The organism is Planomonospora sp. ID91781 (assembly GCF_015711595.1).
Classification (GTDB): Bacteria; Actinomycetota; Actinomycetes; order Streptosporangiales; family Streptosporangiaceae; genus Planomonospora; species Planomonospora parontospora.
Genome location: NZ_JABTEY010000002.1, coordinates 1080317 through 1106670 on the forward strand (window position 1 = coordinate 1080317; position 26354 = coordinate 1106670).

The 26354-nt window shown below is 74.1% G+C and carries 22 protein-coding genes; 14 read left to right on the top strand and 8 right to left on the bottom strand.

The window, feature by feature from the left end:
- Nucleotides 1-148: 148 nt before the first annotated feature.
- Complete coding sequence (locus HS048_RS24150) at nucleotides 149-1336, bottom strand: RtcB family protein (protein ID WP_196468760.1); 1188 nt, start codon at nucleotides 1334-1336, stop codon at nucleotides 149-151.
- 154 nt (nucleotides 1337-1490) lie between these two features.
- Nucleotides 1491-2357, bottom strand: coding sequence for a UbiA family prenyltransferase (locus HS048_RS24155; RefSeq protein WP_307832616.1), 867 nt, complete (start codon nucleotides 2355-2357; stop codon nucleotides 1491-1493).
- A 93-nt stretch (nucleotides 2358-2450) separates the two neighbouring features.
- Here HS048_RS24155 and HS048_RS24160 point away from each other — a divergent pair, with 93 nt between their 5' ends.
- From HS048_RS24160 to HS048_RS24185, 6 genes are all read left to right on the top strand, one after another.
- Complete coding sequence (locus HS048_RS24160; protein WP_307832618.1) at nucleotides 2451-3515, top strand: 3-oxoacyl-[acyl-carrier-protein] synthase III C-terminal domain-containing protein; 1065 nt, start codon at nucleotides 2451-2453, stop codon at nucleotides 3513-3515.
- 12 nt (nucleotides 3516-3527) lie between these two features.
- A complete protein-coding gene (locus HS048_RS24165) occupies nucleotides 3528-4076 on the top strand; it encodes an isoprenylcysteine carboxyl methyltransferase family protein (RefSeq protein ID WP_068899501.1) in 549 nt (182 codons plus the stop codon).
- Complete coding sequence (locus tag HS048_RS24170) at nucleotides 4073-5086, top strand: NAD(P)/FAD-dependent oxidoreductase (RefSeq protein WP_068899279.1); 1014 nt, start codon at nucleotides 4073-4075, stop codon at nucleotides 5084-5086. The genes HS048_RS24165 and HS048_RS24170 overlap by 4 nt, the downstream gene beginning before the upstream one ends.
- Nucleotides 5087-5478: 392 nt before the next feature.
- The gene (locus HS048_RS24175) at nucleotides 5479-5952 is read left to right on the top strand and encodes a hypothetical protein (RefSeq protein WP_196468762.1); all 474 of its coding nucleotides are present in this window, start codon (nucleotides 5479-5481) and stop codon (nucleotides 5950-5952) included.
- A gap of 6 nt (nucleotides 5953-5958) precedes the next feature.
- Nucleotides 5959-7293 carry an MFS transporter gene (locus HS048_RS24180; protein ID WP_196468763.1) on the top strand — a complete coding sequence of 445 codons (1335 nt, stop codon included), beginning with the start codon at nucleotides 5959-5961 and terminating at the stop codon, nucleotides 7291-7293.
- Nucleotides 7294-7466: 173 nt separating this feature from the next.
- Nucleotides 7467-8042, top strand: a complete 576-nt coding sequence (locus tag HS048_RS24185) for a TetR/AcrR family transcriptional regulator (RefSeq protein ID WP_196469478.1) — start codon at nucleotides 7467-7469, stop codon at nucleotides 8040-8042.
- Nucleotides 8043-8195: 153 nt separating this feature from the next.
- Here HS048_RS24185 and HS048_RS24190 read toward each other — a convergent pair whose 3' ends face one another.
- Nucleotides 8196-8951, bottom strand: coding sequence for a hypothetical protein (locus HS048_RS24190; protein WP_196468764.1), 756 nt, complete (start codon nucleotides 8949-8951; stop codon nucleotides 8196-8198).
- A gap of 121 nt (nucleotides 8952-9072) precedes the next feature.
- Entirely contained in the window at nucleotides 9073-10911 is a 1839-nt protein-coding gene (locus HS048_RS24195; protein WP_196468765.1) for a long-chain fatty acid--CoA ligase, read from the bottom strand.
- A 209-nt stretch (nucleotides 10912-11120) separates the two neighbouring features.
- On the opposite strand from HS048_RS24195, the gene HS048_RS24200 reads away from it, so the two are divergent.
- Nucleotides 11121-11735: a trimeric intracellular cation channel family protein gene (locus HS048_RS24200; protein ID WP_068899273.1), complete on the top strand. Its 615-nt coding sequence runs from the start codon at nucleotides 11121-11123 to the stop codon at nucleotides 11733-11735.
- A gap of 12 nt (nucleotides 11736-11747) precedes the next feature.
- Here the strand turns inward: HS048_RS24200 and HS048_RS24205 are convergent, their stop codons facing one another.
- Nucleotides 11748-13181: a PLP-dependent aminotransferase family protein gene (locus HS048_RS24205; RefSeq protein WP_068899271.1), complete on the bottom strand. Its 1434-nt coding sequence runs from the start codon at nucleotides 13179-13181 to the stop codon at nucleotides 11748-11750.
- Between the two features lie 75 nt (nucleotides 13182-13256).
- Between HS048_RS24205 and HS048_RS24210 the strand changes: the two genes are divergently transcribed.
- From HS048_RS24210 to HS048_RS24225, 4 genes are all read left to right on the top strand, one after another.
- Nucleotides 13257-13877 carry a YitT family protein gene (locus tag HS048_RS24210; protein ID WP_230881863.1) on the top strand — a complete coding sequence of 207 codons (621 nt, stop codon included), beginning with the start codon at nucleotides 13257-13259 and terminating at the stop codon, nucleotides 13875-13877.
- A 186-nt stretch (nucleotides 13878-14063) separates the two neighbouring features.
- Complete coding sequence (locus tag HS048_RS24215) at nucleotides 14064-15827, top strand: glycoside hydrolase family 15 protein (protein WP_196468767.1); 1764 nt, start codon at nucleotides 14064-14066, stop codon at nucleotides 15825-15827.
- Nucleotides 15828-15972: 145 nt separating this feature from the next.
- A complete protein-coding gene (locus HS048_RS24220; protein WP_068899266.1) occupies nucleotides 15973-16218 on the top strand; it encodes a hypothetical protein in 246 nt (81 codons plus the stop codon).
- Nucleotides 16219-16346: 128 nt separating this feature from the next.
- Nucleotides 16347-17519, top strand: a complete 1173-nt coding sequence (locus tag HS048_RS24225) for a nucleotide exchange factor GrpE (RefSeq protein WP_196468768.1) — start codon at nucleotides 16347-16349, stop codon at nucleotides 17517-17519.
- A 26-nt stretch (nucleotides 17520-17545) separates the two neighbouring features.
- Here HS048_RS24225 and HS048_RS24230 read toward each other — a convergent pair whose 3' ends face one another.
- Complete coding sequence (locus HS048_RS24230) at nucleotides 17546-18094, bottom strand: RNA polymerase sigma factor (protein WP_068899263.1); 549 nt, start codon at nucleotides 18092-18094, stop codon at nucleotides 17546-17548.
- 135 nt (nucleotides 18095-18229) lie between these two features.
- Between HS048_RS24230 and HS048_RS24235 the strand changes: the two genes are divergently transcribed.
- From HS048_RS24235 to HS048_RS24245, 3 genes are read left to right on the top strand one after another with little or no spacing between them, the layout of a single operon-like run.
- The gene (locus HS048_RS24235; protein ID WP_153054367.1) at nucleotides 18230-18556 is read left to right on the top strand and encodes a hypothetical protein; all 327 of its coding nucleotides are present in this window, start codon (nucleotides 18230-18232) and stop codon (nucleotides 18554-18556) included.
- The gene (locus HS048_RS24240; RefSeq protein WP_196468769.1) at nucleotides 18553-20430 is read left to right on the top strand and encodes a dynamin family protein; all 1878 of its coding nucleotides are present in this window, start codon (nucleotides 18553-18555) and stop codon (nucleotides 20428-20430) included. Before HS048_RS24235 ends, HS048_RS24240 begins: the two co-directional genes overlap by 4 nt.
- Nucleotides 20431-20440: 10 nt before the next feature.
- Nucleotides 20441-22369: a dynamin family protein gene (locus tag HS048_RS24245; RefSeq protein ID WP_068899258.1), complete on the top strand. Its 1929-nt coding sequence runs from the start codon at nucleotides 20441-20443 to the stop codon at nucleotides 22367-22369.
- A gap of 216 nt (nucleotides 22370-22585) precedes the next feature.
- Here the strand turns inward: HS048_RS24245 and HS048_RS24250 are convergent, their stop codons facing one another.
- Complete coding sequence (locus HS048_RS24250; RefSeq protein WP_196468770.1) at nucleotides 22586-23389, bottom strand: DUF2382 domain-containing protein; 804 nt, start codon at nucleotides 23387-23389, stop codon at nucleotides 22586-22588.
- Between the two features lie 315 nt (nucleotides 23390-23704).
- Complete coding sequence (locus HS048_RS24255) at nucleotides 23705-26260, bottom strand: Hsp70 family protein (RefSeq protein WP_196468771.1); 2556 nt, start codon at nucleotides 26258-26260, stop codon at nucleotides 23705-23707.
- Nucleotides 26261-26354: the final 94 nt, after the last annotated feature.

Consider the following 26354-nt stretch of genomic DNA (forward strand, 5'->3'; position numbering starts at 1 on the left):
GGCTCTCCGGCATGCCCGGCTCCGGTGACGGTGCCGCTCCGGTACCGGCCATCACCCACGCGCACTCGAGGTGAGGGGGCCCCTCGGGAGCCCGCACCGCAGGCCGGCGAGGGTCCCGCCGTCGCGCGGTGCGGGCTCCCGGACCGGGTCAACCCTTGATGCAGATGAGCTGGCGCAGGTGGGCGACGACCTCCACCAGGTCGGACTGGGCGGCCATGACCGACTCGATGTCCTTGTAGGCGGCCGGGATCTCGTCGATCACCCCGGTGTCCTTGCGGCACTCCACGCCCTCGGTCTGGGCCTTGAAGTCCGCCAGCGTGAACGTCCGCTTGGCCTTGTTCCGGCTCATCCGGCGACCGGCACCGTGCGAGGCCGAGTTGAACGCCGAGGCGTTCCCCAGGCCCTTCACGATGTAGGTGCCGGTCGCCATCGAGCCGGGGATGATGCCGAACTCGCCGGATCCCGCGCGGATCGCGCCCTTGCGGGTGACGAGCACATCCACGCCGTCGTACCGCTCCTCCGCCACGTAGTTGTGGTGGCAGGAGATCGGCTGTTCGAAGGTGATGTTCGGAAGGTGGCGCCGGAGCACGTCGCAGGCCAGGGCCATCATGACCGCCCGGTTGCGGCGCGCGTAGTCCTGCGCCCAGAACAGGTCCCGCCGATAGGCGTCCATCTGCGGCGTGCCCCCGACGAACACCGCGAGGTCCCGGTCCGGCAGGTCCTGGTTGTGCGGCAGGCTCCGCGCCTCGCCGATGTGGTGCTCGGCCAGTTCCTTGCCGATGTTGCGCGACCCGGAGTGCAGCACGATCCAGACCGCGCCCTCGTCGTCGGCGCAGACCTCCAGGAAGTGGTTCCCTCCCCCGAGGGTGCCCATCTGGACCTCGGCGCGCTCCCGCTTGCCCCGCACGGACGGGGCGAGGCGGTCGAAGTCCTTCCAGAAGTCCGCCCAGTCGGCGGTCTTGAGGCCGTGCAGCTTCGTCGGGTCGACCGGACGCTTGTGGTGCCCGAACCCCACGGGCACCGCCTGCTCCAGCTTCGAGCGCAGGTAGGCCAGGTTGTCGGGCAGGCCGCTCGCCGTGTAGGAGGTCTTCACCGCGGTCATCCCGCACCCGATGTCGACGCCCACCGCCGCCGGCGAGACCGCGTCCCGCATGGCGATGACCGAACCCACGGTGGCCCCCTTGCCGTGGTGCACGTCCGGCATCACCGCGACCCCCTGCACCCACGGCAGGTTCGCCACGTTGCGCAGCTGCTGCATGACGTTCGTCTCGACCTCATCGGGGTCGGCCCACATGCGGATCGGCGCACGGCCTCCGGGCACCTCTCTGTACGTCATCCCCACGTCGCCTCCCTCCGGCGAGTCGCTTGCGAACCCCATTGCGAACAAGGTCAATGACGCCAGAACCGGATCATCCGCCGCAACCCAATTAACGGCTCTCACTCGGATGAACGGCCGGAACGACGCGCAATCTTCCCGCGATCCGCGTGACCTACGTGATCGCGGTGCCCTGGGACAGCAGGAGCAGGACGTCGACCGCCGCGACGGCGACGGCCGCGGCGAACGGCGCGCGCGGCGAACGGCGGCCCAGCAGCAGGCCGGCGCCCGCGAGCACGGCGGCTCCGGCGAGACCGGCCCAGCCTCCGGGCCCGGGCGGCTCCGGAGGGGCCAGGACGAGCAGGCAGGTGGCCGCCAGGAGCGGCACCGGGACCAGGGCGCGGACCCGGTCCGGACCCAGCCGCTGCGGCCAGCCGCGGACCCCGGTGGCCAGGTCGCCGGGGATGTCCGGCAGCACGTTGGCCAGGTGCGCCCCGCAGCCGAGCAGCGCCGCCGCGAGCACCGCCCACCAGGCGGGCCACGGCCGCCCGGGCAGGCCGAGCGCGACGAAGGCGGGCAGCGAGCCGAACCCCACGGCGTAGGGGACCCAGGACAGCACCGTGGCCTTCAGCCCGAGGTCGTACCCCCAGGCGGCGGCGACGCCGGCGAGGTGGACGGCGCCGGCCGCCGTACCGGAGGCCAGGGAGAGCGGCACGCACGCCGCCAGCGCGGTGAACGCGGCGGTCCACACCGTCCGGGCGCCCACGGCGCCGTCGGCGACCGGCTTGCCGGTACGCCCGGCGGCGCGGTCTCTCCCGGCGTCCACCGCGTCGTTGCACCAGCCGATCGAGAGCTGCCCGGCCAGCACGGCCGCGGCCACCAGGGCGCAGCCGGCCGCGTCGCGCCCGCTCGCCGCGGCCAGCGCGGTCGTCAGCGCGGTGACCGCGACGGTCGGCCCGGGGTGGCAGGCCCGCACCAGCCCGGCCAGGAGCGCCGCAAGGCGGGGGCGGCTCTCACTGCGCGGTGTCCCGCTCGTCGTCACGGACGCGATCCTAGACGCCGGTGATCGGCTCGGCGAAGCATGGCGCCCGCCCCCGCGGGCAGAGATCGGGTAGTCCCCCTCCGCGAGCCGGGAGTGTCCAGATTGAGCCGTATCACCGCCGTCCATGGCGTGCTGCCCCCGAACCGCCACTCCCAGGACGAGATCACGGACGCGTTCGCGCGGCTGTGCCTGCCGGAGGGGACCGACCGCCTGCTCCTGAACCGGTTCCACGCGAGCGCGGGGGTCGGCCACCGCCACCTGAGCCTGCCGCTCGACCGGTACGACAAGCTCGACGGTTTCGGGGCGGCCAACGACGTCTTCATCGACACCGCCCTCGAGCTGGGCACCCAGGCGGTGGGCGGCGCGCTGGAGGAGGCGGGGCTCGCTCCGGAGGACGTCGACATGATCATGTGCACGTCCGTGACGGGCGTCGCCGCGCCCTCGATCGAGGCCCGTCTGGCGGGCCGGCTGGGGTTGCGCCCCGACGTCAAGCGGGTGCCGGTCTTCGGCCTCGGGTGCGTCGCCGGGGCGGCCGGGATCGCCCGCGTCCACGACTACCTGCGCGGCTGGCCCGACCACGTGGCCGTGCTGCTCTCGGTCGAACTGTGCTCCCTGACCCTGCAGCGCGGGGACGCCTCGGTCGCCAACCTGGTGGCCTCGGCGCTGTTCGGCGACGGCGCGGCGGCGGTGGTGCTCTGCGGCGACGGGCACGAACCTCCGGCGCGGGGACCCGAGGTGGTCGCCACCCGCAGCCGCCTGTACCCCGGCTCCGAGCGGGTGATGGGCTGGGAGGTCGGCGACACCGGCTTCCGGGTGGTGCTCGACGCGAGCGTCCCCGACGTGGTCAGGACCCATCTGGCCGACGACGTGCACGGCTTCCTGGCCGACCACGGCCTGACCGCCGGCGACGTCACGGCGTGGGTGTGCCATCCCGGAGGACCCAAGGTCCTGGAGGCGGTCTCCGAGGCGCTCCGGCTCCCGCCCGGCGCGCTCGACGTCACCCGGCGCTCCCTGGCCGACGTCGGGAACCTATCCTCCTCCTCGGTGCTGCACGTCCTGCGCGACACGATCGCGCTGCGGCCGCCGCCGGGCACGCCGGGCCTGGTCATCGCGATGGGCCCCGGTTTCTGCTCCGAACTCGTCCTGCTGCGCTGGTAGGGGGTGGCCGTGATGTCGTGGCAGCTGTCGTCGTGGTACCTGCTGCTGGTGCTGCTGGTCGCCGTCGAGCGGCTCGCGGAGCTGGTCGTCGCCCGCCGCAACCTGCGGTGGAGCCTGGCCCGCGGCGGAGTGGTCTCCGGGCGCGGCCACTACCCGTGGATGGTGCTCCTGCACACGGGCCTGCTGGCCGCCTGCCTGGCGGAGGCGGGCCTGTCCGGCCGGCCCTTCGTCCCGGCGCTCGGCTGGCCGATGCTGGCCCTGGTGCTCGCCGCGCAGGCGCTGCGCTGGTGGTGCATCACCACCCTGGGGCCGCAGTGGAACACCCAGGTGGTCGTGGTGCCGGGCCTGACGGCGGTCACCGGCGGCCCCTACCGGTTCCTGCGCCACCCCAACTACGTCGCGGTGGCGGTGGAGGGGGCGGCGCTCCCCCTGGTGCACGGGGCGTGGGTCACCGCCGCGGTCTTCACGGCCTGCAACGCCGTGCTGATGGCGGTCCGGATCCGGTGCGAGGACGCCGCCCTGGCGGCGCTCGCCCCGGCGCCGGGACGGGCGCCGGCATGATCGACGTACTGGTCGCGGGCGGCGGACCGGCCGGTCTGGCGACCGCCATCCACGCGGCGCGGGCCGGGATGGAGGCGGTGGTGGTCGAGCCCCGGCCCGGACCGGTGGACAAGGCGTGCGGCGAGGGCCTGATGCCCACCGGCGCCGCCGTCCTGCGGTCCATGGGCGTCGAGCCGGCCGGTCGGCCGCTGCGCGGGATCCGCTACCTGGACGGGCGCCACCAGGCGCAGGCCGCCTTCCGCGGCGGGACCGGGCTGGGAGTGCGGCGCACCGCGCTGCACGCGGCGCTCTCACGGCGCGCGGCCGAACTGGGCGTGCGGGTCGTCCCCGGGCGGGTGTCGCAGCTGCGCCAGCACGACGACGGCGTCGAGGCGGCCGGGTTCCGGGCCCGCTGGCTGGTCGCCGCCGACGGCCTGCACTCGCCGCTGCGGGCCGCGCTCGGGCTGGAGCTGCCCGGTGCGGGACCGCGCCGGTACGGCCTGCGGCGGCACTACGCGACCGCGCCCTGGTCGGACTTCGTCGAGGTGCACTGGGCGGCGGGCGGCGAGGCGTACGTGACCCCGGTGGGCGACGGGCTGGTGGGCGTGGCGGTGCTGACCTCCCGGCGCGGCGGCTACGCCGAGCGGCTGAGCGAGTTCCCCGCGCTGCTGGAGCGGCTGGACTGCCCTGCCGCGACGCCGGTGCGCGGCGCCGGGCCGCTGCGCCAGCGGGTCCGCGCCCGGGTCGCCGGGCGGGTGCTGCTGGTCGGCGACGCGGCCGGCTACACCGACGCGCTGACCGGCGAGGGCGTGTCGCTCGCGCTGCTGTCGGCGCAGGCGCTGGTGCGCTGCCTGCGCGCGGGAACGCCGCAGGCCTACGAGTCCGCCTGGCTGCGGCTGTCGCGGCGGCACCGGCTGCTCACCGGCGCCCTCCTGGCGGCCCGGCGGCACCGGGCGTCGGCCCGGCTGATCGTCCCGGCGGCGCGGCGCCTGCCCGCCGTGTTCGGCGCGGCGGTGCAGGCACTGGCCTGAGAAAGTGTTGGGTAATCGACCGGATTCGGACTGTATCCATCGGGTGGTGATCCTTGCGGATTACGGCTGCGCCAGGATCACCGGTACGTGTGTCTGCGCATGTAAGCCCGCCTACGACACGTCCTTGACCGACGCCCAGTGGACGGTCGGCATCGACCAGGCGCACGCGGACGGGCCGTCGTGCGTGCCGTTCGGCCCGCTGCTCGACCTGACCTGCACGCCGCTCTGAGAGGGCGGGCGGGAACCGGTCAGTGCCTGCGGCCCTTGCCCATCCACCTGTCCCGCGGCGTACGAATCGCACCCGCCATGCGGCCACTCTCGTGTATACGCCACCGTATAAATGAGTTAACCTCACTCTATACGGCACCGTATACACGAGTGGAGGCAGTGACATGCCCGTCGGCTTCATCGGCAGCACGATAGGGACGTCCGACATCCCCGAGCCCGTCCGCGCGCTCAGCTCCTTGCCCGCCATCGACTACGCCGACCGGTTCACCCTCTCCACCGACGCGGACGCGTCCCCGGAGGCGTGGGCTCGGGCGATGTTCGGCGACGTCCCCAGTGCCGCGGAACTACTGATCTGGCGCGGTTTCCTCGGTCTGCGACTCAGCTCGGGACGATCACCGGCCACCGTGGCCGGATGGCGGATCGGCGGCCGTGGCGGCGGCTGGATCCGGCTTGAGGCCGCATCCTGGTTTCTGACCTGCAACCTCCTGATCCAGGCAGCCGGCGGACAGGTGTCGCTGACGACCTTCCTGCACTACGACCGGCGCCTGGGCCACGTCGTATGGCCCCCGCTGGCCGTCATTCACCGCAGGCTGGCGCCCCGGGTGCTCCGCGACGCCGCGGCCCGGGTGGCGATCTGAACCGTCGTGAGGCGACACCAACACGATGACTTCGGCGGGCAGCCGCCACGGCGGCCGGATGCGGAGAGGTGGCGGCGCGACTTCCGGTTGCTGCTCGCCGCGCGGATCGTCTCCTCCGCGGGCACCGGCTTCGGCCCGATCGCGCTCGGGTTCGGCGTCCTCGGCCTACCCGGAGCCGACGCCGGCACGCTGTCGCTGGTCGTGGCCTGCCAGACGCTTCCTCAGCTGCTCCTGGTCCTCCTCGGCGGGGTATTCGCCGATCGTCTCCCGCGAGCCGTCCTGCTGGCCGCCTCCGAAGTGACCGCCGGCCTCGCGTGGGGCGCCATGGCGGCCATGGTGGGCACCGGCGCCGCACCCCTGCTCCTGCTATCGGCTTGCGCGGTCGTCACCGGTGCGGCGGCCGCCCCGGTGGGGCCGGCGCTGACCGGGATGGTGGTGCACGTCGTGCCCGCATCCGAGCGTCCCCGGGCGAACTCCGTGCTGCGGTCCGCCACGTACACGGCGCGGACCGCGGGCCTCACTCTCGCCGGTCCGGCGGTGGCGTGGGCCGGCGCCGGCTGGGCGCTGGCGATCGACGCCGCCACGTACCTGCTGGCGGCCGTGCTCCTGGCCGCTCTGCGGCCGGCCGCCCCCGCCGCGGCGCCGGCGCCGAGGGCCGGTGTCGGCAGGGAGCTCGCCGCAGGGTGGCGGGAGTTCACCGGCCGCCAGTGGCTCTGGGTCCTCGTCACGGGCCACTCAGTCGGCTACGCCGTCGCCGCCGCCGTCACCGGAGTCCTCGGGCCGTCGGCCGCCCAGTCCTATCTGGGCGGGCCCCGGGCCTGGTCCGCGATCCTGGCCGGTCAGGCCGTCGGCGCCCTGGCCGGTGCGGTCATCGCCCGCTGGATCCGGCCCCGCCGTCCCGCCCTCGTCGCGGCGCTGCTCCTACCCGCCGGAGCCGTCCCCATCGCGCTGCTGGCGGCCGCATCACCGGTGCCCGTCGCGGTCGCCGGCGCCGTCGTCTCCGGTGTCGGCAACGGCCTGCTGATGGTCCTCGCGGATACGGTCATCCAGCAGCACGTTCCCGCTCACACAGTGTCGAGGGTGAGCGCCTACGACTGGTTCGGATCGCTGGCGCTCGCTCCGATGACGGCGGCGGCGGCCGGGATCGGGGCGCGCGAACTCGGTCTGCGGCCCACCCTCGCGGGGTGTGCCGTGCTCGTCTGCACGGCCGCCGCGTTCACAGTCTGCGCCCCCCAGGTGCGCGCCTTGAGGGCGGCTCCCCTTCGGCCCGAGCACCCGGCGAAGCAGCCCGATGGCCGGTGGAGGCCCGGCGGCCGGTCCGCCCAGGGCAGCTCGCCCTGACCGGGAGCCGGGGACGGCCCCGTGGATCCGCCCTGGGCGGCTGGTGTGCTCAGTTTCCGGGAGCCTGTTCGGCATCGTGGCCCCACTCGCCTTATACGATGACGTATAGACAGAACCGAGCATGTTGTACGGCACCGTACAAGCCCTTGGACGAAATGAGGTTGTCCAGGATCATGGGCGCGTTGCGCACACCACGCGAGAAGTGGGTCGAAGAAGGACTGCGGGTGCTGGGTGCCGGTGGCGTGGACGCCGTTCGGGTGGAAGCGCTCGCCAAGGCGCTGGGGGTGACCAAGGGCGGGTTCTACGGCTACTTCGCCGACCGTGCCGCGTTACTGGAGGCGATCCTGGACGCCTGGGAGCGCGAGAGCGTCGACGACGTCCTCGACCGGATCGAGCAGGAGGGCGACGACGTGCTGCGGAAGGCCCGGCTCGCCGGGCAGCTCACCTTCTCCAGCGACCGGCTGCTCCCCATCGACCTGGCCGTCCGCGACTGGGCCCGCCGCGACCCGGCCGTGGCCGAGCGCCTGCGCAGGGTGGACAACCGGCGAATGCAGTTACTGCGCGACGCCATCGGCACGATCCGCACGGACCCCGACGAGGTCGAGGCATGGAGCCTGCTCGCCTTCTGCATGGCCATCGGCAGCCATCTCCTCGCAGCCGATCACGCCGGACGGACCCGCCAGCAGGTCATGGCCCGCGCCGGCGACCTCATCCTCGACCCCACGGGAGACGGCCGTACCGGGCGCTGACGGTGCGACGGCATCCGGCGTCGGCCGGCTGCCCCGCCGTCAGCCTCCAGCCGTGGTTCCCGCCGCGGCGAGGGCCGCATCCGACCGGGAACCACGGCGGGAGATCCCCGCCGGGAACCGCATGGCGGACGCCGGCGGGAACCGTGTCCGAGGTCAGGCGGCCCGGCGGACGGTCTCCGCCTCCGGGGCGTGCCGGTTCGTTCCGGGGAAGCGGACCCGCCACTCCCCGCCGCGGTACCCCCGCACCTTGCGGATGAAGCGCCCGCCGCGGTCCGTCGTGGCCGTGGCCACCCTCGTCCACTCCTCCCCCTGCTCCGGCCGGTGCAGGATCTCCACCCGCTGGCGGGGGAAGGGGGCGTAGTCCAGGTAGCCCTCCGGGTCGATCCGGTTCAGCACGCCTCTGACCTGCACGCCCCTGTCCGCCCGGCGGAGCTGGAGCGCGCTGAAGTCGGTGGCGTGCCGGAGCCGGAACCCGGCGTGCCGGACGACCCGGGAGCCGTCCTCGCCCTTCGCGGTGGCGGTGACGGTCCAGAGCCCGGTGGGGTACCAGCGGTTCAGCCGCCGCTCCGGCAGGAACCGCCAGGTCCGCCAGCCCGGCTCCGGCAGGCGCTGCGCGCCCTCCTGCCCGGGCCGGCGGTCCTGCGGGGAACCGGCCGACGGCGAGGAGACGGGCGGCGCGCCGGGCTCGACCTTGATCGTCACGCCGTCCCGGCCGGAGACCCCGCGGGCGACCACCTCGATGATCAGGCGCACCGGCCGGTCCGGGTGGACCACCGGGGAGGCGGGGCGCAGGGTGATCGAGCGGATCGCCACGTGGTCGTCCGCGGCGACGGGCGCGGCCGTGGCCACCAGCATCGGCAGGGCGCACGCCCCGGCCGTCAGGGAGATGAGAAAAGCTCTGAAGGTCATGACCAGGAACGCTAGATATCGCCTGGCAATGGACGTGGCGGCGACAGGCCCGCGAACGGGCAAGAGGCGGGAAAGCGCCCGCCCCCCTCCCGAGGACGGACGCCTTCCGGTTCCGGTGCCGTCAGCCGGCGTACATCTCGTCGATGATCGCGGCGTACTTGGCGTGCACGACGCGGCGCTTCAGCTTCAGGCTCGGGGTGAGCTCCTCGGTCTCCGGCGTCCACTCCACCGGCAGCAGGCGCCAGCGCTTGACCTGCTGGACCCGGGCCAGCTTCTCGTTGGCCGCGGCGACGGCGGCCTCGACGGCCTTGAGGACGTCGGGGTGCTCGGCGAGCTCGGCGAGGGTCGCGGGCCCGATCCCGTGCGCCTGCGCCCAGCCGGGGGCGGCCTCCCCGTCGAGGGTGAGGATCGCCACCGGGTACGGCCTGCCGTCGCCGTAGGCGAGGGCCTGCCCGATGAGGGGGTGCTCCTTGAGGTGGTTCTCGATGTTGGCCGGGGAGATGTTCTCCCCGCCGGCGGTGATGATGAGCTCCTTCTTCCGGTCGACGATCCTGACGAAGCCGTCCTCGTCGACGGAGCCCACGTCCCCGGTGTGCAGCCAGCCGTCGGGGTCGATCAGTTCGGCGGTGGCCTCGGGGCGGTTCAGGTAGCCGCGGGTGTTGAGCGGGCTGCGGGTGAGGATCTCGCCGTCCTCGGCGATGCGGACCTCGACGCCGGGCTCGGCGCGGCCGACGGTGCCGAGCTTGTAGCTCTCGGGGCTGTTGGCGGTGAACGCCCCCGTCGTCTCGGTCATGCCGTACACGTCGAGGATCTTCAGGCCGAGGCCGGCGAAGAACCGCTGGACCTCGATCGGCATCGGGGCCGCGGCGGTGGCCAGCCAGCCGGCGTTGTCGAAGCCGATCATGGAGCGGATGATCGAGAGCAGCGCGGCGTCGGCGGCGTCGTAGGCCTGCCGGACCTCCGGCGTGACCGTCCGCCCGTGCTGGCCCGCCTCGACGAAGGCCAGTCCGGCGGCCATGGCCTTGCGCACGTTCTCCTGCTGCTCCTCCGGCTGGGTCGCCAGCAGCGACTGCAGGCGGGCCATCATCTTCTCCCACACACGGGGGACGCCGAAGAACATCACCGGCTTGACCTGCCCGAGCGTCGCGCCCAGGTTCGCCAGGTCGGTGCAGAAGTGCACGTGCGAGACCTTGAACAGCGGGAGGTACAGGCTGAGCACCCGCTCGGCGATGTGCGCGTAGGTCAGGTAGGAGATCTGCGTGCCGTGGGTGGGCAGCGAGGTCATCCGGTCGGTGGCGCCGACCTCGTAGAGCACGTTGGCGTGGGTGAGCGGCACGCCCTTGGGGTTGCCGGTCGTCCCGGAGGTGTAGAGGACCGTCAGGACGTCGTCGGGCCGGACCGCCTGCCAGCGGGCGTCGACCGCGGCCGGGTCGGCGGCCAGGCGCTCGCGGCCCAGCTCCAGGAAGGCGTCCCAGCCGAGGAAGCGGTCGTCGTCGGCGGGGACGTCGCCCAGCATCACGATCCGGCTCAGGCGCGGCAGCTCGCCGAGGATCGGCTCCCAGCGGGCCAGCTCGGCCGCGCCGCCCAGCACGGCGACCTTCGCGCCGACGTTGTCCGCGACGAAGGCGACCTGGTCGGGGGCGAAGGTGGAGTAGACCGAGCACGACGCCGCCCCGGCGTGCACGGCGCCCAGGTCGGCCAGCACGTGCTCGCTGCGGTTGATCATCATCAGCGCGACGGTGTCGCCGGGCTCCACCCCGAGGGCGGCGAACCCGGCCGCGATCTCCAGGACCCGCTGCCGGGCCTCGGCGTAGGTGAGGGTGGACCAGCCGCCCTCGACCGGGTCGGAATAGGCGGGCGCGTCGGGGTTCTGCTCCGCCGTCTCCTTCAGCTGTGCGCAAACGGTACGGCCCGCGATCTCCCGCTCGATCGCGGCGCGCACCTCAAGGACCTCACCCATGACGCGCCTCCAGAAAGTGCTCACTTGCACGATTGGGATGCATCGCACCACACCGGGTCGGCGCAGACAAGACCTTGCCGGAATAAGGAACCGGACCGTTCCCCGCAGGCGCGCCGCCCGCCCGCGCGGCCTCCCGCCGCCCCGGCGACGCGGACCCGGGCGGGCCCCGGCCCAGGAGGGCATAGGGCCGGTCATGGGATCATTTCCCGGTGACCCAGGTGCTCGACCTCGTCGGAATCTTCGTCTTCGCGCTCTCCGGAGCGCTCGTCGGCGTGCGCAGACGGCTGGACGTGGTCGGCATGGCCGTCCTCGCCTCGGTGACCGCGCTGGGCGGCGGGATCCTGCGGGACCTGATCCTCAACGTACGGCCCGCCGCCTTCTTCAGCGTCGGTTACGTGGTGGTGCCCCTGGCCGCCACGGTGATCGTGTTCTTCTGGCACCCGCACGTCCAGCGGGTGATGCCGGTGGTGAACGTGTTCGACGCGGCGGGCCTGGGACTGTTCTGCGCCGTCGGCACGGAGAAGGCGCTGGTGGCCGGTCTCAGCCCGCTGCACTCCGTCCTGCTCGGGGTGACCACGGCGGTCGGCGGCGGCGTGCTGCGCGACATGCTCTCCGGCCAGATCCCCGTGCTGCTCTACGACCGCCAGTTCTACGCGGTGCCGGCCATGCTCGGCTCGGCGGTGATGGCCGTGCTCTACGTCCTCGACCTGCACGGCTGGACCGCCACCCTCGCCGCGGCCGTCCTGGCCTTCGGGCTGCGGATCGCCGCCGTGCGCTTCCGGCTCCGCGCCCCGCTCGCCCGGGGCGTCACGGCGCCGGACTGACCCCCGCCGGTCTCAGACCCTGGTGAGCGGCCCGGCCGGGCGGCGGACGCCGTACGGGCCCCTGACGCGGGCCTCGGCGATGCGCTCCACCGCCTCGGTGACGACCTGGGGCGGCTGGGTGAAGGGCAGGCGGAGGCGGCCCTCCAGGGTGCCGTCCAGGCCGAACCAGGCGCCGGGGGCGAGCCGTACGCCGTGGCAGGCGGCGGCGTCGGCCAGCGCGGTGGCCGACGCGCCCTCCAGCCGGATCCAGAGCGACCCGCCGCCCTTGGGGACGGCGAAGGACCAGTCGGGCATGCGCCGCTCCAGCGCGGCCGCCAGGGCGTCCCGGGAGGCTCCGAAGGTACGGCGGCGCTCGGCCCTCGTCTCCTCGATGTCCTCGAACAACCGGGCCACGACCAGCTGCTCGAGGAGCGGGCTGGCGATTTCCACCGCCGAGCGGAACGCGGCCAGGCGGCGGACCATGGCCGCGGTGGTGCGGATCCAGCCGATGCGCAGGCCGCCCCACCAGAGTTTGGAGGCCGACCCGACGGAGATCACCCGGCTGTCGGTGTCGAACGCGGCCAGGGGCGCGATCGGCGGCACCTCGTCGATCGCCAGCTCGCTCCAGGTCTCGTCCACGACCAGCGTGGTGCCGCAGTCCCGGGCCGCGCCGACCAGCCCGGCCCTGGTGGCGTCGTCCATCAGGTGGCCGGTGGGGTTCTGGAAGTCCGGGATCACGTAGGCCAGGCGGGCGGCCGACTGGCGCATCGCGGAGGTGAGCAGGTCCAGGTGCCAGCCGCCGGAGGGGACGCCGACCGGGACGATCCTGGCGCCGCGCAGCCTGGCCGCGTCGAGGATGTGCGGGTAGGTGGGCGACTCAACCATCATCGGGTCGCCCGGCGACAGCAGCGTCATGACCAGCAGGTGGAGCGCGTGCTGGGCGCCGGTGGTGACGAGGATCTGCTCGGGCCGGGTGGCCAGTCCCCGGGCGGTGTAGCGGGCGGCGATCGCCTCGCGGAGCGGGGCGATCCCGGTCGGGTCGTAGCCCATGCCGAGCGCGTAGCGCGGGTAGTGCTCGCCCGCGTGGGCGATCGCCGCGGGCAGCGCCGAGGTGGCGTGCGGTGCGGCGCAGTGCATCGGCAGCAGGCCGTCGTCGCCCGAGGCGATCCACGGGTTCTCCGCGCCGAGCGCGCCGACGTCGGGCAGCGCGGTCCAGCTCCCGGCGCCCTGCCTGCTGTCCAGGTAGCCCTGCTCGCGGAGGCGGTCGTAGGCGGCGGTCACGGTGGTGCGGCTGACGCCCAGGGCCTCGGCCAAGTGCCGCTCGGCCGGGACGCGCACGCGCACCGGGAGGCGCCCGTCGAGGATCAGCGCGCGCATCCGGCCGGCCAGGGCCCGGTAGTAGGGCCTGGTGCCGGGGTCGATCACCACGAGGCGGGCGAGCTGGGGTCCGCTCAGATACCGGTCCATGCAGGCCACTATAAGACCACTTTCAGTGATTGGCCCTTTGCCGGGGTGGTTACGGCCAGGATGATTCAGGACATCATGAGCGAACTCTCCCTGACCGCCCTCGGCTCCCTCCCCAACCGCCTGGTCCGCCTCTACGCGGGCCTGGCGCTCTACGGCGTCGGCGTCGCCCTGCAGATCGAGTCCGGCCTCGGCGGCAGCCCCTGGGACGTCTTCCACCAGGGGCTCTCCATCCACCTGGGCCTGTCCGTCGGGACCTGGATCATCCTGGTGGGCGCACTGGTGATGCTGCTGTGGATCCCGCTGCGGCAGCGGCCCGGCGTCGGCACGATCAGCAACGTCGTCTTCCTCGGCCTGTTCGCCGACGCCGCGATGTGGCTGGCGCCCGCGCCCGACCCCCTCGCCGCCCGGTGGGCCTTCCTGCTGTCCGGCGTGGTGGCCACCGCCGCCGCGACGGCCCTGTACATCGGCGCCGGCCTGGGCCCCGGCCCGCGGGACGGGCTGATGACCGGCCTGGTCCGCCTGGGGCTCTCGGTCCGCGCCGCCCGCACGCTCATCGAGCTGACCGTGCTGGCGGCCGGCTGGCTGCTCGGCGGCACCGTGGGCGTCGGCACGGTGGTCTTCGCCCTGGCCGTGGGGTTCCTCACCCAGTTCTTCATGCCGCGGATGAGCTTCACCCGCCCGGCCGCCCGGAGCTGACCGGGTCTCCGGGCGGGTACCCGGAGGCCCGCCCCGGCGCCGCCCGAAGCCCCGGCCCCGGCCCCGGCCCCGGCGCCGCCCGGAGCCCCGCCCCGCACCGTCCGGGACCGCGGAGCGGACCGCCGCGCGGAACCGGACCGGTCCCGGGTGCCGCCCGGACGCGGCCGAGGTATTAGCGTCGGATCCATGCGCATCGAGGACTACGCCCTCATCGGCGACATGCAGTCGGCCGCCCTCGTCGGCCGGGACGGCTCCATCGACTGGCTCTGCCTGCCCCGCTTCGACTCGCCGTCGTGCTTCGGCGCGCTGCTCGGCGACACCGACCACGGCCAGTGGTGGATCGGCCCGGCCGGCGGCGAGCGGCCCTCCGCCACCCGGCGCCGCTACCGGGGCGACACCCTGGTGCTGGAGAGCGAGTGGGACCTGCCGGGCGGCACGGTCCGCGTGATCGACTTCATGCCGCCCCGGCAGGCCAACCCGGACCTGGTCCGGATCGTCGAAGGCGTCTCGGGCTCGGTGGAGATGTCCACCGAGATCCGCATCCGCTTCGACTACGGGCGGATCGTGCCGTGGGTGCGCCGCACCGACGGCGGCCTGCTCCACGCGGTCGGCGGCCCCGACTCGATCTGGCTGCACTCCCCGGTGCCGCTGCGCAGCCGCGGCTACACGCACCACGGGGCCTTCCGCGTCTCGGCGGGCGACCGCCTGCCGTTCGTCTTCACCTGGCACCCCTCCCACGAGCCGCGCCCGACCGAGATCGACCCCTTCGAGCAGCTGGCCGAGACCGAGGCGCTGTGGACCGAATGGGCGAACAGGTGCACCCACACCGGCCCGTGGCGGGACGCCGTGGTCCGCTCGCTCATCACGCTCAAGGCCCTGACCTACTCCCCCACCGGGGGCATCGTCGCCGCCCCCACCACCTCGCTCCCGGAGGACCTGGGCGGCGTGCGCAACTGGGACTACCGCTACTGCTGGCTGCGCGACGCCACCATGATCCTGGACGCCCTCATCGGTTCGGGTTACCTGGAGGAGGCCGCCGACTGGCGCGCGTGGCTGCTGCGCGCCATCGCGGGCCGCGCCGAGGACCTGCAGATCATGTACGGCGTCGCGGGAGAGCGCCGCCTGCCGGAGATGGAGCTGGACTGGCTGCCCGGCTACGAGGACTCCCGGCCGGTCCGCATCGGCAACGGTGCGGTCAACCAGCTCCAGCTCGACGTCTACGGCGAGGTCTCGAACTCCCTCTACCTGGCCCGCGCCTCCGGGCTGTCGCCGGACAACCGCGCCTGGACCATCCAGCGGCAGCTGATCGACTACCTCGAGGCGCACTGGGACGAGCCCGACGAGGGGCTGTGGGAGGTCCGCGGCCCCCGGCGCCACTTCACCCACTCCAAGGTGATGTGCTGGGTGGCGCTGGACCGGGTGATCAGGGCCGTGGAGGAGTTCGGCCGCACCGGCCCGGTGGAGCGGTGGAAGGCGCTGCGCGACCGCATCCACGCCGAGATCTGCGCCAAGGCCTTCGACAGCACGCGCAACACCTTCACGCAGTCGTACGGCTCGCACGAGCTGGACGCCGCCCTGCTGCTCATCCCGATCGTCGGCTTCCTGCCCGCGACCGACCCGCGCGTGATCGGCACCATCGAGGCCATCGAGCGCGAGCTGCTGGTGGACGGGTTCGTGCTGCGCTACCCGGTGGCCAAGGACAACGACGTGGACGGCCTGCCCGGCGGCGAGGGCGCCTTCCTGGCGTGCAGCTTCTGGCTGGCCGAGGCCCTCGCGATGGTGGGGCGCAGGGACGAGGCGGTCGAGCTGTTCGAGCGGCTGCTGGCCCTCCGCAACGACGTCGGGCTGCTCGCCGAAGAGTACGACCCCCGGTACGGCCGCCTGGTCGGCAACTTCCCGCAGGCGTTCAGCCACGTCCCGCTGATCCACGTGGCCAGCGCGCTCAGCTGACCCACCCGGCCGGGCCGGGAGGGGCCGGGGCCGCCCTTCCCGGCCCCTCCCGCAGAGCCCGCGGAAAAACTTCCGGTCCCGCTGTAACAAAACGCCTCGGACCCGACTCTCATCTGGCGAACGGCACAACGAGAGGATCGGGAAAATGAGCGACTTCGTCACCACCGAGTTCGTCGACAGCAACGGCGACGGCTACACCGACGCCGAACTGATCGACACCACCGGCGACGGCTACGCCGACGAGGCGCGTTACGACGTCGACGGCGACGGCGTCACCGACGTCGTCGACTACGACCACAACGGCGACGGCGTCATCGACGAGACCCGCGTCGACCTCGACGGTGACGGCGTGTCCGACTACACCGAGACCTCGGGCCCCTTCTCGGCCTGACCCCAGGGTCCGGCACGCGCCCGGACGACCTCGGGCCCGGGAGCACACCCGTGAGCCCGCGCCCGCCTTCCGGCGGGCCCGGGCCCGCGCGGGCTCCGGACCGCCCGGGCCGCCGACGAAAGGTGATCATGAAAGACGCACGGGCTCTCCCCGCCCTGCTGCTCGCGGCCTTCCTCGCGCTGACCGGCTGCGCCCCGGTGACGGCCGGCTCCGCCGGGGAGTCGCCGGGCCTCGGCAGGGTGGCCGCGGGTTCGGACGGGGCGGTCATCGCCTCCCCGCTGCCGGCCTCCGGCGGCGGCCAGGACGGCGACGCTCCGCTGAAGCCCCCGGCCCGCGAGGGCGAGCCCGGCCGGGAGGGAGGCGGCGGCGACGGCCCCGCGGAGGTGGGGGAGACGGGACCGGTGAGCGGTCTCGGCCTGCCCTTCCCCCTGCCGCTGCTGCTCGTGCCGGCCGCCGGCGCCCTCCTCGCGGTGGCCGCCGCGCTCTACCTGCGGCAGCGCGGCCGGACCGCCCCCGCCGCCTGGCAGGGCGGCCCCGGACCGGCGGAGTTCCCGGTCGCCGCGGGCCCTCCGCCCACCGCGCCGCCGTCCCCGGCTCCGGGCGGGTCCCCCTCGCCCGCCGCACCGACCGGAGCACCGACCATGCCGACCGGAGCACCGACCGGAGCACCGACCGGAGCACCGACCGGAGCACCGACCATGACCTCCCCCATGCCGCCCGCCACACCACCCGCCGCACCGCCCGGGTCACCGCCCGCGGCCTCTCCGGCGCCGCCCGCCGTACCCACCGGAGCGTCACCCGTACCGCCCGCGCCGCCCGGAGGACCGGAAGGTCCGCCGCCGCAGCCGGGCTTCGCCGCGTCCGGCCCCGGTCCCCTCCCCGGGCCCGCGGAGTCCGATCCGCTGGCGGACGCGCTGACCGAGGTCGCGCGGAGCGGGATCAGCCCGGCTCTCGCCCAGCGGGTGGAGCGCCTGTTCGCCGACGGCCATCCGGGGCGGCAGGCGCTGCTCGACGCCTGCATCGACTGCCGGGACCAGATCGACGAACGGCATCCCCGGCTGTCCGGCATGCTGCTGGACGGGCTGAACCGGGCCGGCGTCCGGGAGATCCTCGCGGACGGGCAGCGCTTCGACCCGCGCCTGCACGAGGCGTTCGGCACCGAGCCGACCGATCGGCCGGAGCTGCACGACGTCGTCGCCGAGACCGTCAAGCAGGGCTACGCCGAGGGCGAGCACGTCATCCGCGTGCCGCAGGTCGCCGTCTACCGCCACGAGCGGCCCGGAGACGGGACGCCGCGATGAGCACCCGTGCGTTCCCGGCGGTGCCCTCAATCCCCGGCGAGCTCGGTCTGCAGGCGCTTCCTGGCCCGGTGGATCCAGACCCGCACGGTGTTGAGCGGCACCGCGAGCGCGGCCGCCGTCTGCTCGTAGGTGAGCCCGCCCGCCCACAGCAGCAGCGCCTCCCGGTGGGACTCCGGCAGCGCGGTCAGCGCCCGGCGCAGGTCGGCCAGCTCGGCCACGGTGTCCTCGAACGGCCCGGTGACCACCGTCTCCTCCTCCACCTCGGAGAAGAGCGCCCCGCCGGGAGCGCGGCGCCGGACCACCGTGTGGGCGGCGTTGCGCGCGATCGCGAGGACCCAGGCGCGGAAGGGGGCCCGGCCCGCGAAGGAGTCCAGCCCCTTCCACGCGGCCAGCTGCGTCTCCTGCAGCGCGTCCAGCGCGTCGGCGCGGTTGCCGGTCAGGTGGTAGCAGACCCCGAAGGCCTGGCGCTGGGCGGTCGCCCACAGCGCGGCGAAGGCGTGCTCGTCACCCGCCCGCGCCGCGGCCAGGAGAAGACCTTCGTCCTCGACGACCCTGCTCAGGGACCCGCTCGTCATCGGTCACGCTTTCTCCCGAGATGGAAACCACCCCATGACAGCACGCCGCACGATCGTCCGGGTATGAGGTAGCAAGCCATGATATTGGACCGTAACAATACGGAAGCCGGATCATCCGGAAACGAGTCAGAGGACTTGGCTGAGCTGCGTCAACTCCTCTTCGGGACGGTCCCGGGACCCACGGAGGAGGAGTCCCTGGACATGTTCGCGCAGACCTTCTCCTCGGCGGAGGCCGACCTGTCCCTGCTGCCGGGACCGGACGTCTTCGGGCCGGGCGGCGGAGACGGCGATCCGGCTCCGGACGACGCCGGCTCCGGGCCGTTCGGCGCGACCGGGCCGGAGGACGACCCCTGGGACCTCTCCGGCGCCGACGATCCCGGCGGCCACCACCCGGACGACGGCCACGACCTCCACGACGACTCCCACGACGGCTGGGACCCGCTCTTCGGCGGTGACGTGTGACGGCCTCCTCCGCTCCCCCCGTCTCCCCCGCCGCTCCCGCCTCCCCCGCGGACCTGCTGCGCCGCCTGTGCGACACCACCGCGGCCAGGCTCGCCGGGGCGGAGCTGCGCGAGCTGGTGGCGCAGGTGCGCGCCGGCCTCGACTCGCCGCTGCGGGTCGCGGTGGCGGGCGCGGTGAGCAGCGGGAAGTCCACGCTGGTCAACGCGCTGCTGGGACTTCCGGTCGCCCCGGTGGACGCGGGCGAGTGCACCTTCGTCGTCACCCAGTACGAGTACGGCCCCGACGACGGGCTCATCACCATCGAGCTGACCGACGGCACCACGGCCCGTTCCCGGCTGCTGCCCGGTCACCGGCTCCCCGCCGACCTCGGGGTGGACACGGCCCGGATCCGCCGTCTGCGCGTCTCGCTGGACCTGCCGTCGCTGCGCACGGTCACCATCGTCGACACCCCCGGCATGAACACGGTGACGGCGGTCAACGAGCGGGCCGCCCGCAGCATGCTGTTCGGCTCCGGCGAGGAGGACGACCGCGCGCAGGCGATGATCTACGTACTGCGTTACGTGCAGAAATTCGACGACACCACCCTCGCCGAGTTCCGCGGCCTTACCGGCGCGTGCGGCCTGAGCTGCGTCAACACCCTCGCCGTGCTCGGTCAGATCGACCGGCGCGGCGACGAGGAGGACCCCTGGCCGACCGCCCGCCGACTGGCCGCCGGCGGCTACGCCGACCTGCGGACCTCCGTCTTCGACGTGGTCCCGGTGATCGGCCTGCTCGCCGAGACCGCGCGGGCCCGCCCGCTGGACGCCGAGGAGTTCGCGGCCCTGTCGGCCCTGGCCGGTCTGGACCCCGACGACCTGGAGGACTACCTCCTCGACCTGGAGGACTTCCGCACCGCGCCCGACCTGCCCGTCCCCACCGGGGTACGGCACCGCCTGGTGGAGCGGCTGCACCGGTACGGCATCCGCACGGCGGTGGACGCGCTGCGCCGGGGCGAGGCGGCCGACCCCTCGACGCTCACGGCCTGGCTGCTCCAGCGCTCGGGGTACGCCTCCGCGGGCCGCGCCTCGACGGGTTCGGTGGCCGCGGGCATCGCCCACTTCGCCCGCCGCGCCGACCAGCTGAAGGCGCTCGACGCGCTGACCCGGCTCCGCCGGATCGCCCGGACGCCCGCCCTGGGCTCGGACCGCGCGACCCTGGACGCGCTGGCCGCGCAGCTCGACGAGAACCGGCCGATCGCCGCCGCCCTGGCGGGCCTGCGCATCTTCGCCGCGGCCGAGGCGCTCGGCCGCGGCACCCTGGTGCTGGGCGAGGAGATGGCCGGTGAGCTGCTCCGCCTGGCCCGCCACGACGACCCCGCCGAGCAGCTCGGCCTGCCCGCCGGGGCGCCGCCGGAGGAGATCGCCGCCGCCGCCACCGCCGCGTCGACGCGCTGGCGCGCCCTGGCCATGATGAACGAGGGGCGCACCGCCGGGCACCGGGCCCGGGACGTGCTGACCGTCCTGGAGGACCTGGTCATCGCGGCTCTGGACGCCCAGGCCGGATCCGGTACTGGAGCCGGGGGCGGCTCCGGGGGCGGGACCCCGCTCCCCCCGGTCCGGGTGGACGCCGCAGCGGTCGAGACCCTGCGCGCCTGCCCGGCGGTGCCGGCCGACGACCGGCGGGCGCTGGAGCTGCTGCTCACCGGGACCGAGCTCGCGGTCCAGCTGGGCGCGCCGCCCGGCAGCCCGCACGCCGAGCTCGCCGGTTACGCCGCCGCCCTCGGTGCCCGGTTCCGCGTCCTGACCCACCGGCCGCTCACCCTGCGGCAGCGCCGGGCCGCGGAGCGGATCTGCGACGCCTACGAGGACATCTGGGCGCGCCACCACGGCGCGTGAGAGGAGAACAATGACGACCCCCGACCCGAACGGCCCCGTGGCGCGGCTGCTGCGCTACGCCAACGAGGTCCACGCGCTGGCGGGCCGGTGCGGCAGGAAGGACCTGGCGGAGGTGCTGGCCGCCTGCGCCGCCCGCTGGAAGGACGAGTGCACCGACATCGTGGTCGCCGGAGCGCAGAAACGGGGCAAGAGCCGCCTGCTCAACACGCTCGTCGGCCACCCCGACCTGGTCCCGGTCGACGCCGACGTCGCCACCAACTGCTTCCTGTCCCTGCGGCGCGGCCCCAAGCTGACCGCCGTCGTGCACCGCAGCACCGACGCCGGGCCCGTGCAGCTCCCGATCACCGTCGAGTCGATCCCCGACTACGCCTCGATGCGCGGCGACGCCGGCAAGCGGCGCGACGTCGTCAGCGTGGACATCACCCTGGACAACCCGCTCCTGGACGGCCTGCGGCTGCTCGACACGCCCGGCGTGGACAGCCTCACCGTGGGGCACCGGCAGGTGACGGTGGCCATGCTCCAGCGGGCCGACGCGCTGCTGTTCACGCTCAGCGCACAGGACCAGCCCGTGCTCCGGCACGAACTGGAGTTCCTCGCCGAGGCGGCCGAGCGGGTGCAGGCGATCGCGTTCGTGCTGACCAAGGTGGAGGACTCCGCCAACTGGCGGACCCTGATGGAGGAGAACCAGGCCCGGCTGAGGACCTTCGTCACCGAGGCCGTCGCGGAGAACCCGGCCCGGGCGGTGACCCTCACCCCGCTGCTGTCGGCCCCCTGGATCCCGGTGAGCTCCAAGCTCGCCGAGGCCGCCGAGGCCAAGCGGCGGGAGGGCCGCCTGGAGCGGGCGGACGCGCTGCGGGCGCGCAGCGGCATGGACGCGTTGGAGCGGCACCTGCGCGCCTTCGCCGAGGGCAGGGAGTCGGCGCGGGGCGCCACCGTGGTGGCCGCCGCGCTGTCGGTGCTGAGTTCACTGTCGACCACCGCGCAGGACGACGTGGCCGCGGGCTCGGACGACGAGGGCGACGTGACCGCCCGGCTCGCCCAGGTCGAGGCCGACCTGGAGGGCCTCACCGAGCTGGCCGCCCGCCGCCGGGCGGGCGCGGTGGCCAACACCTTCCTCGGGCGCGAGGTCGCGGGGATCGTGGCGGCCCGGGTGGCCGAGATCCGCCAGCCGTACGAGAACGCGATCGCCACGCTGAAGAAGCAGGAGCAGGTCGACCGGTACATGGCGGAGCTGCCGATGAGCGTGCAGCGCTCGCTGGAGGCGGCCTGGTCGCAGATCGTCTACGACGTGGAGAGCCTGGCCCGCCGGACGCTCGACGCCTTCGCCCGCGACCTCGGCCTCGACCCCGTCGAGTTCGCCGCCGACCCGAGCGCCATGCCCAACCTCTCGCAGGTCCAGGTCAGGAAGGACGCCTCCGCGGACGTCCCCGGCGAGGTGGACATGGTCCGGGACGTGCTGCCGTCGGCTTCGATCGGGCTCTCCCTGGGCGGCTTCGCCGCATCCCTGCTCGGGCCGGTCGGCTTCCTGCTGGTCGCCCCGGCCATCGGGGCGGCCATCTTCATGGGACGGCGCTCGATGGAGAAGGTGCAGCGCAACCAGGCGGCGATCCGGGGGGCGCTCCGCGACCAGTTCGCGGCGGTCTCCCGGGAGATGACGCTCGACCTGGAGCGCATGGTGGCGACCTGGCGGGTCGGCGTCGAGCAGGCCGCCGACGAGAGTCTGATGAAGCGGCGCAAGGAACTGGAGGGCAGGCGCGCCGAGCTGAAGGCCGCCTCCGCCCGTTCGGCCGCCGACCGCCGCAAGGCGCGGGAGTCCGGTCAGGACCGGATCGCCGCGATCGAGACCCTCACCAGGCGCGGCCAGGAGCTGCGCCGGGAACTCGCGACCGCGGTCGCCGCCCTGGGCGCCGGGCAGGAGGCGTCCCCGGCCGCACCGTGAGATGACCCGCGCTCCGGAAGGCCCGGCTCCCGGAGGGCCCGGCTCCCGCGGGAGACGGCGTCCCGGAGCGCCGTCCTCCCGAAAGCCGGCATCCTGAGGACCGGCATCCTGAGAGCCGGTGCCCCGGGGACCGGTGCCCCGAAAAGCCCGCGTCCCGCCGCCCCGGGCGTGAACCCGGAGGCGGCGGGACGCGGGACCGTACGCGCCGGTGGGCGGTCAGAAGGCGCGGCGGGAGTCGTCCATGTCGCCGTCGGTGCCCCCGTCGACGTCGATGCGCTCCTTGCGGACCTGCCCGGAGACGGTCTCCTGCTCGGTGACCCGCTCCTTGCCCAGGCGCACCCGCTCGACCGGTACGGCCTGCTTGTCCACCACCGGCCGCTCCTCGTGCAGGACGACCTCGTGCTCGGCCTCGCTGATCTCCGGACCGGCCAGGGCCGCGTCCCGGTTGGCGTCCGTGATGGGCTCGCGCTCGACGCGCACCTCCTCGCGGGTCACCGGCACGCTGACCTGCTGCTCCTCGGTGACCACGTACTTGCGCAGCCGGGCCCGGCCCGCCTCGTGCGCCTCGGTGCCGACGGTCAGCTGCTCCTCGGAGCGGGTCATCGCCTCGTCGCCGCGGCCCAGCCGCTCGCGCTCGCGCGCACCGCCGCTGTGCGCCCAGCCGCTCTCCCCGGGCTGGTTGGCCTGCCGCCAGGAGTCCGCCCAGTCGATGCCGTAGTAGCGGTACAGCTCGCGCTCCTCCTCCGCCGACAGGTGGCCGCCGGCGTCCACGTCCACGTTGGGGGCCGCCTTGACCCGGTCCTTGTCGTAGGCGACCTCGACGTGGTCGGCGACCACGTCGGCCGCCTGGACGGGGACGAAGGTCTCCCGCATGCCGAACAGGCCGGTCTTGACGCACAGCCACTCGGGCCGGCCGGTGGCGTCGTCGAGGTAGACGTGCTTCACCTCGCCGATCTTCTCGCCGTTGGCGTCGTAGACGTCCTGGTCGAGCACCGTACGGATCTGCTCCTGAGTGATCATCCGGTTTATCCCCCTTTAATCCGTTCGTTCTTCTTGTTCCTTTCGTGACCGATGAATAACCGCCTCGCTGCGATGGAAACCTGCAGACCGAAATCCGTCCCGACTGCGGAGATCACGGTAGGTCACCCCGAGGTCACGCGAACGGCCCCTCTTCCCCAGGTCGGACGCGGAAAAGCCGTCTTCGGGCGGCACGGCCCCGCCGTGCCGGGAAATGCCCTTCGACCTGGGGATTCTCACCTGACCCTAACTTTCGGGTGACAAGGACCTAACCGGGTGACCGTACCGAGGGGGAGGCCGGAGCGGAGGCGTGGAGGGTCAGAGGGGCAGGTGCACCAGGGTGGCGGGATGGTCGCGGGTGGCCCCGGCCGGGTCGGCGGGGCGGTGCAGGCAGAGCAGGCCCGTGGGGACCCGGACGACCGGCTCGAACGTGCCCGCCGCGCGGTGGACCTCCCGCGCCCCCTCGGGGGTGACGTGCACGAGCCTGCTCCGGCCCGCGTCGAGCATGGTCAGCCAGAGCGAGTCGCCGTCGGCCACCAGGCGCGGGCGCTCCCAGCGGTACCGGGAGGTGAGGTGGCCCGCCAGGGCCGCCGACTTCTTGCCCATCAGGAACCGCAGCGCGCCGGACCGCTCGTCGAGGATGCTGACCGACCAGCCCCTGGCGGGGCTCACCTGGTCCGCACCGACCGCGTAGAGGCTGCCGCCCGCAGGCACCCAGCGCAGCGCCCCGGCCGGGGGACGCGGCGCGACCAGCGCGGGGCGGCCGGCGGCGGTGTCCGCCTCCAGTCCCGCCGAGCTGGCCGTGAACCACCTGCCGTTGTGCAGGACGACCTGGTGGAGCCAGCTCCGGCCCGGCTCGCGCATCGTCGGCCGGACCACGCCGCCGGGATCGACCAGGCACAGCACCTGCCACGGCCGGAAGTCCTGGTGCCGGTTGGCGAACAGCGGCTTGTTGCTGCTGAACTGCCCGAGGACCACCGTGCAGCCGGGGGCCCCGACCGAGAGCGCCGGGTCGGTGCCGCTGGGCGAGTCCTGGTCGACCAGCCGGCGCACCCTGTTGTCCTCGTTCACGAACCACTGGGCGTAGGGTCCGAGGTCGCGCGGCTGGGGCTCCTGGAAGAAGAAGCCGCCTCCCAGATCGAGCTCGATCATCGCCAGCTGCCCGGTCTCCCCCCACGGCAGGCCCACCGCGGCGTCGACCGCGACGGTCTGCCGGGACTGGTAGAACACCCACCCGGTGCGGCCGTGCGCCAGCACGGTCGGGTTGCCCCAGGTCTGCAGCGGATGGGTGGAGCGGATGCCCAGCTCAGGGGTGAGCGCGCGCACCAGGAGCTGCGCCGGTCCGACCTGCTCCGTCGTGACGACGCCCTCGCCCGAGGCGGCCCACTCCACCAGCCGGCCGAAGTGGAGCTCGCGGTCGTGGCGGCCCTCCACACCGTCGAGCCTGCGCAGGAAGTGGCCGCCCTCGAACGCCTGGTGGACGAGGACGCGGCCGCCCGCGGCCCGCGCCTCCAGCACGTGGTCCATCACCTTCTCCACGCCCTTGACCGTGGGGCCGTCCACGGCCGGGGCGCCGCCGGAGGCCGCCCGGTGCCCGGCGGGCACGTGCATCGGCCCGGTGGAGGACCGGTGCCCTGCGGCCGGGTCCCCGGCCGCCCCGGGAGCGGCGGGAGCCGGGGCAGGGGCGGGCGCGACGGGGAGGACGGGGACGGGGTGCCCGCCGGTCGTGCCGGCGGGCCGCAGGGAGGGCCCGCCGGCCAGGTGGGGGCCGGTCGTCCGGCCGGGCTCGCGGTGCTCGACCTTGAGCTTCCAGGCGAGCTGCGCGGCGCCGTACGCGACGACGATCTTCGGGTCGTCGTAGGTGCGCACCTTGTCCCCGAAGCGGTCGCGCACGGCCTGCTGGACCGAGGGCATCCGGCTGCCGCCGCCGGTCATGAACACCGCGGCCAGCTCGTCCGGGCCGATCCCCGCGCCGCGGATCGTCTCCTCCAGGATGTCGGCCGTCCTGGTGATCTCCTCACCGATGAGACCGCCCAGTTCGGCCCGGTCGATCTGCACGTCCTCGTTGACGCCGACCACGTAGTGGGAGGAGGTCTCGAACTTCGACAGGGTCTCCTTCGCCTCCCTGGCCGTCTTCAGCAGGTCGGCGGCGTAGCTGACGTAGCGGCGCTCCGGGTTGGTGGTCACCTGCGTCCACCACTCGGGGTCGATGCGCTCCAGCTGCGTGCCGAAGAAGGCGAAGACCTGCTCGTCGAAGCCCTCGCCGCCGATCTCGTCGCTGCCGCCCGGCTCCCCCACGACCTTGAAGTCGCTCCCGTCGGCGGTGAGCACGGCCGCGTCGAACGTGCCGCCGCCGAGGTCGTAGACGGCCAGGTGGGACCCGCTCGGCACGCGCCCGGAGGAGGCGAAGTAGCGGGCCGAGGCGACCGGCTCGTCGACGAAGGCGATCCGCACGCCGCGCACCACCTTCTTCGCCGCCGCCAGCAGCACCGCCTTGCGCTCGGCGCTCCAGGCCACCGGGTGGGTCAGCGCGATGCAGTCGGGGTCGGCCCCGTCGAACCGGCGCCGCCCCTCGCTGACGAACAGCTCCAGCAGCGCCGCCATGGCGTCGGTGACGTCCACCGGGACCCCGCCGAGCAGCATCCGGCCCCGGCCGACGTAGCGCTTGGGGTTGCGCTCGACGCGCTCGGGGCTGACGCCGATGCCCCGCTGGGCGATCCGGCCGGCCACCAGCGTCCCGCGCTCGTCCAGCATGACGGCGGAGGGGATGCGCCGCTCCCCCTCGACCTCCAGGACGTCGAAGCGGCCTTCGGCGGCTATCACCCCGGCGGAGAAACTCGTCCCGAGATCGACACCGAGGCACCACTGCGCCATTTCTCACTCCTCGTCAGCACGAACCCGATCAGCCCGCCTCCGCCGGCCGCGGCCCGGTCGCGACGGGCACGCGGGGAACGGTCCAGGACGCACC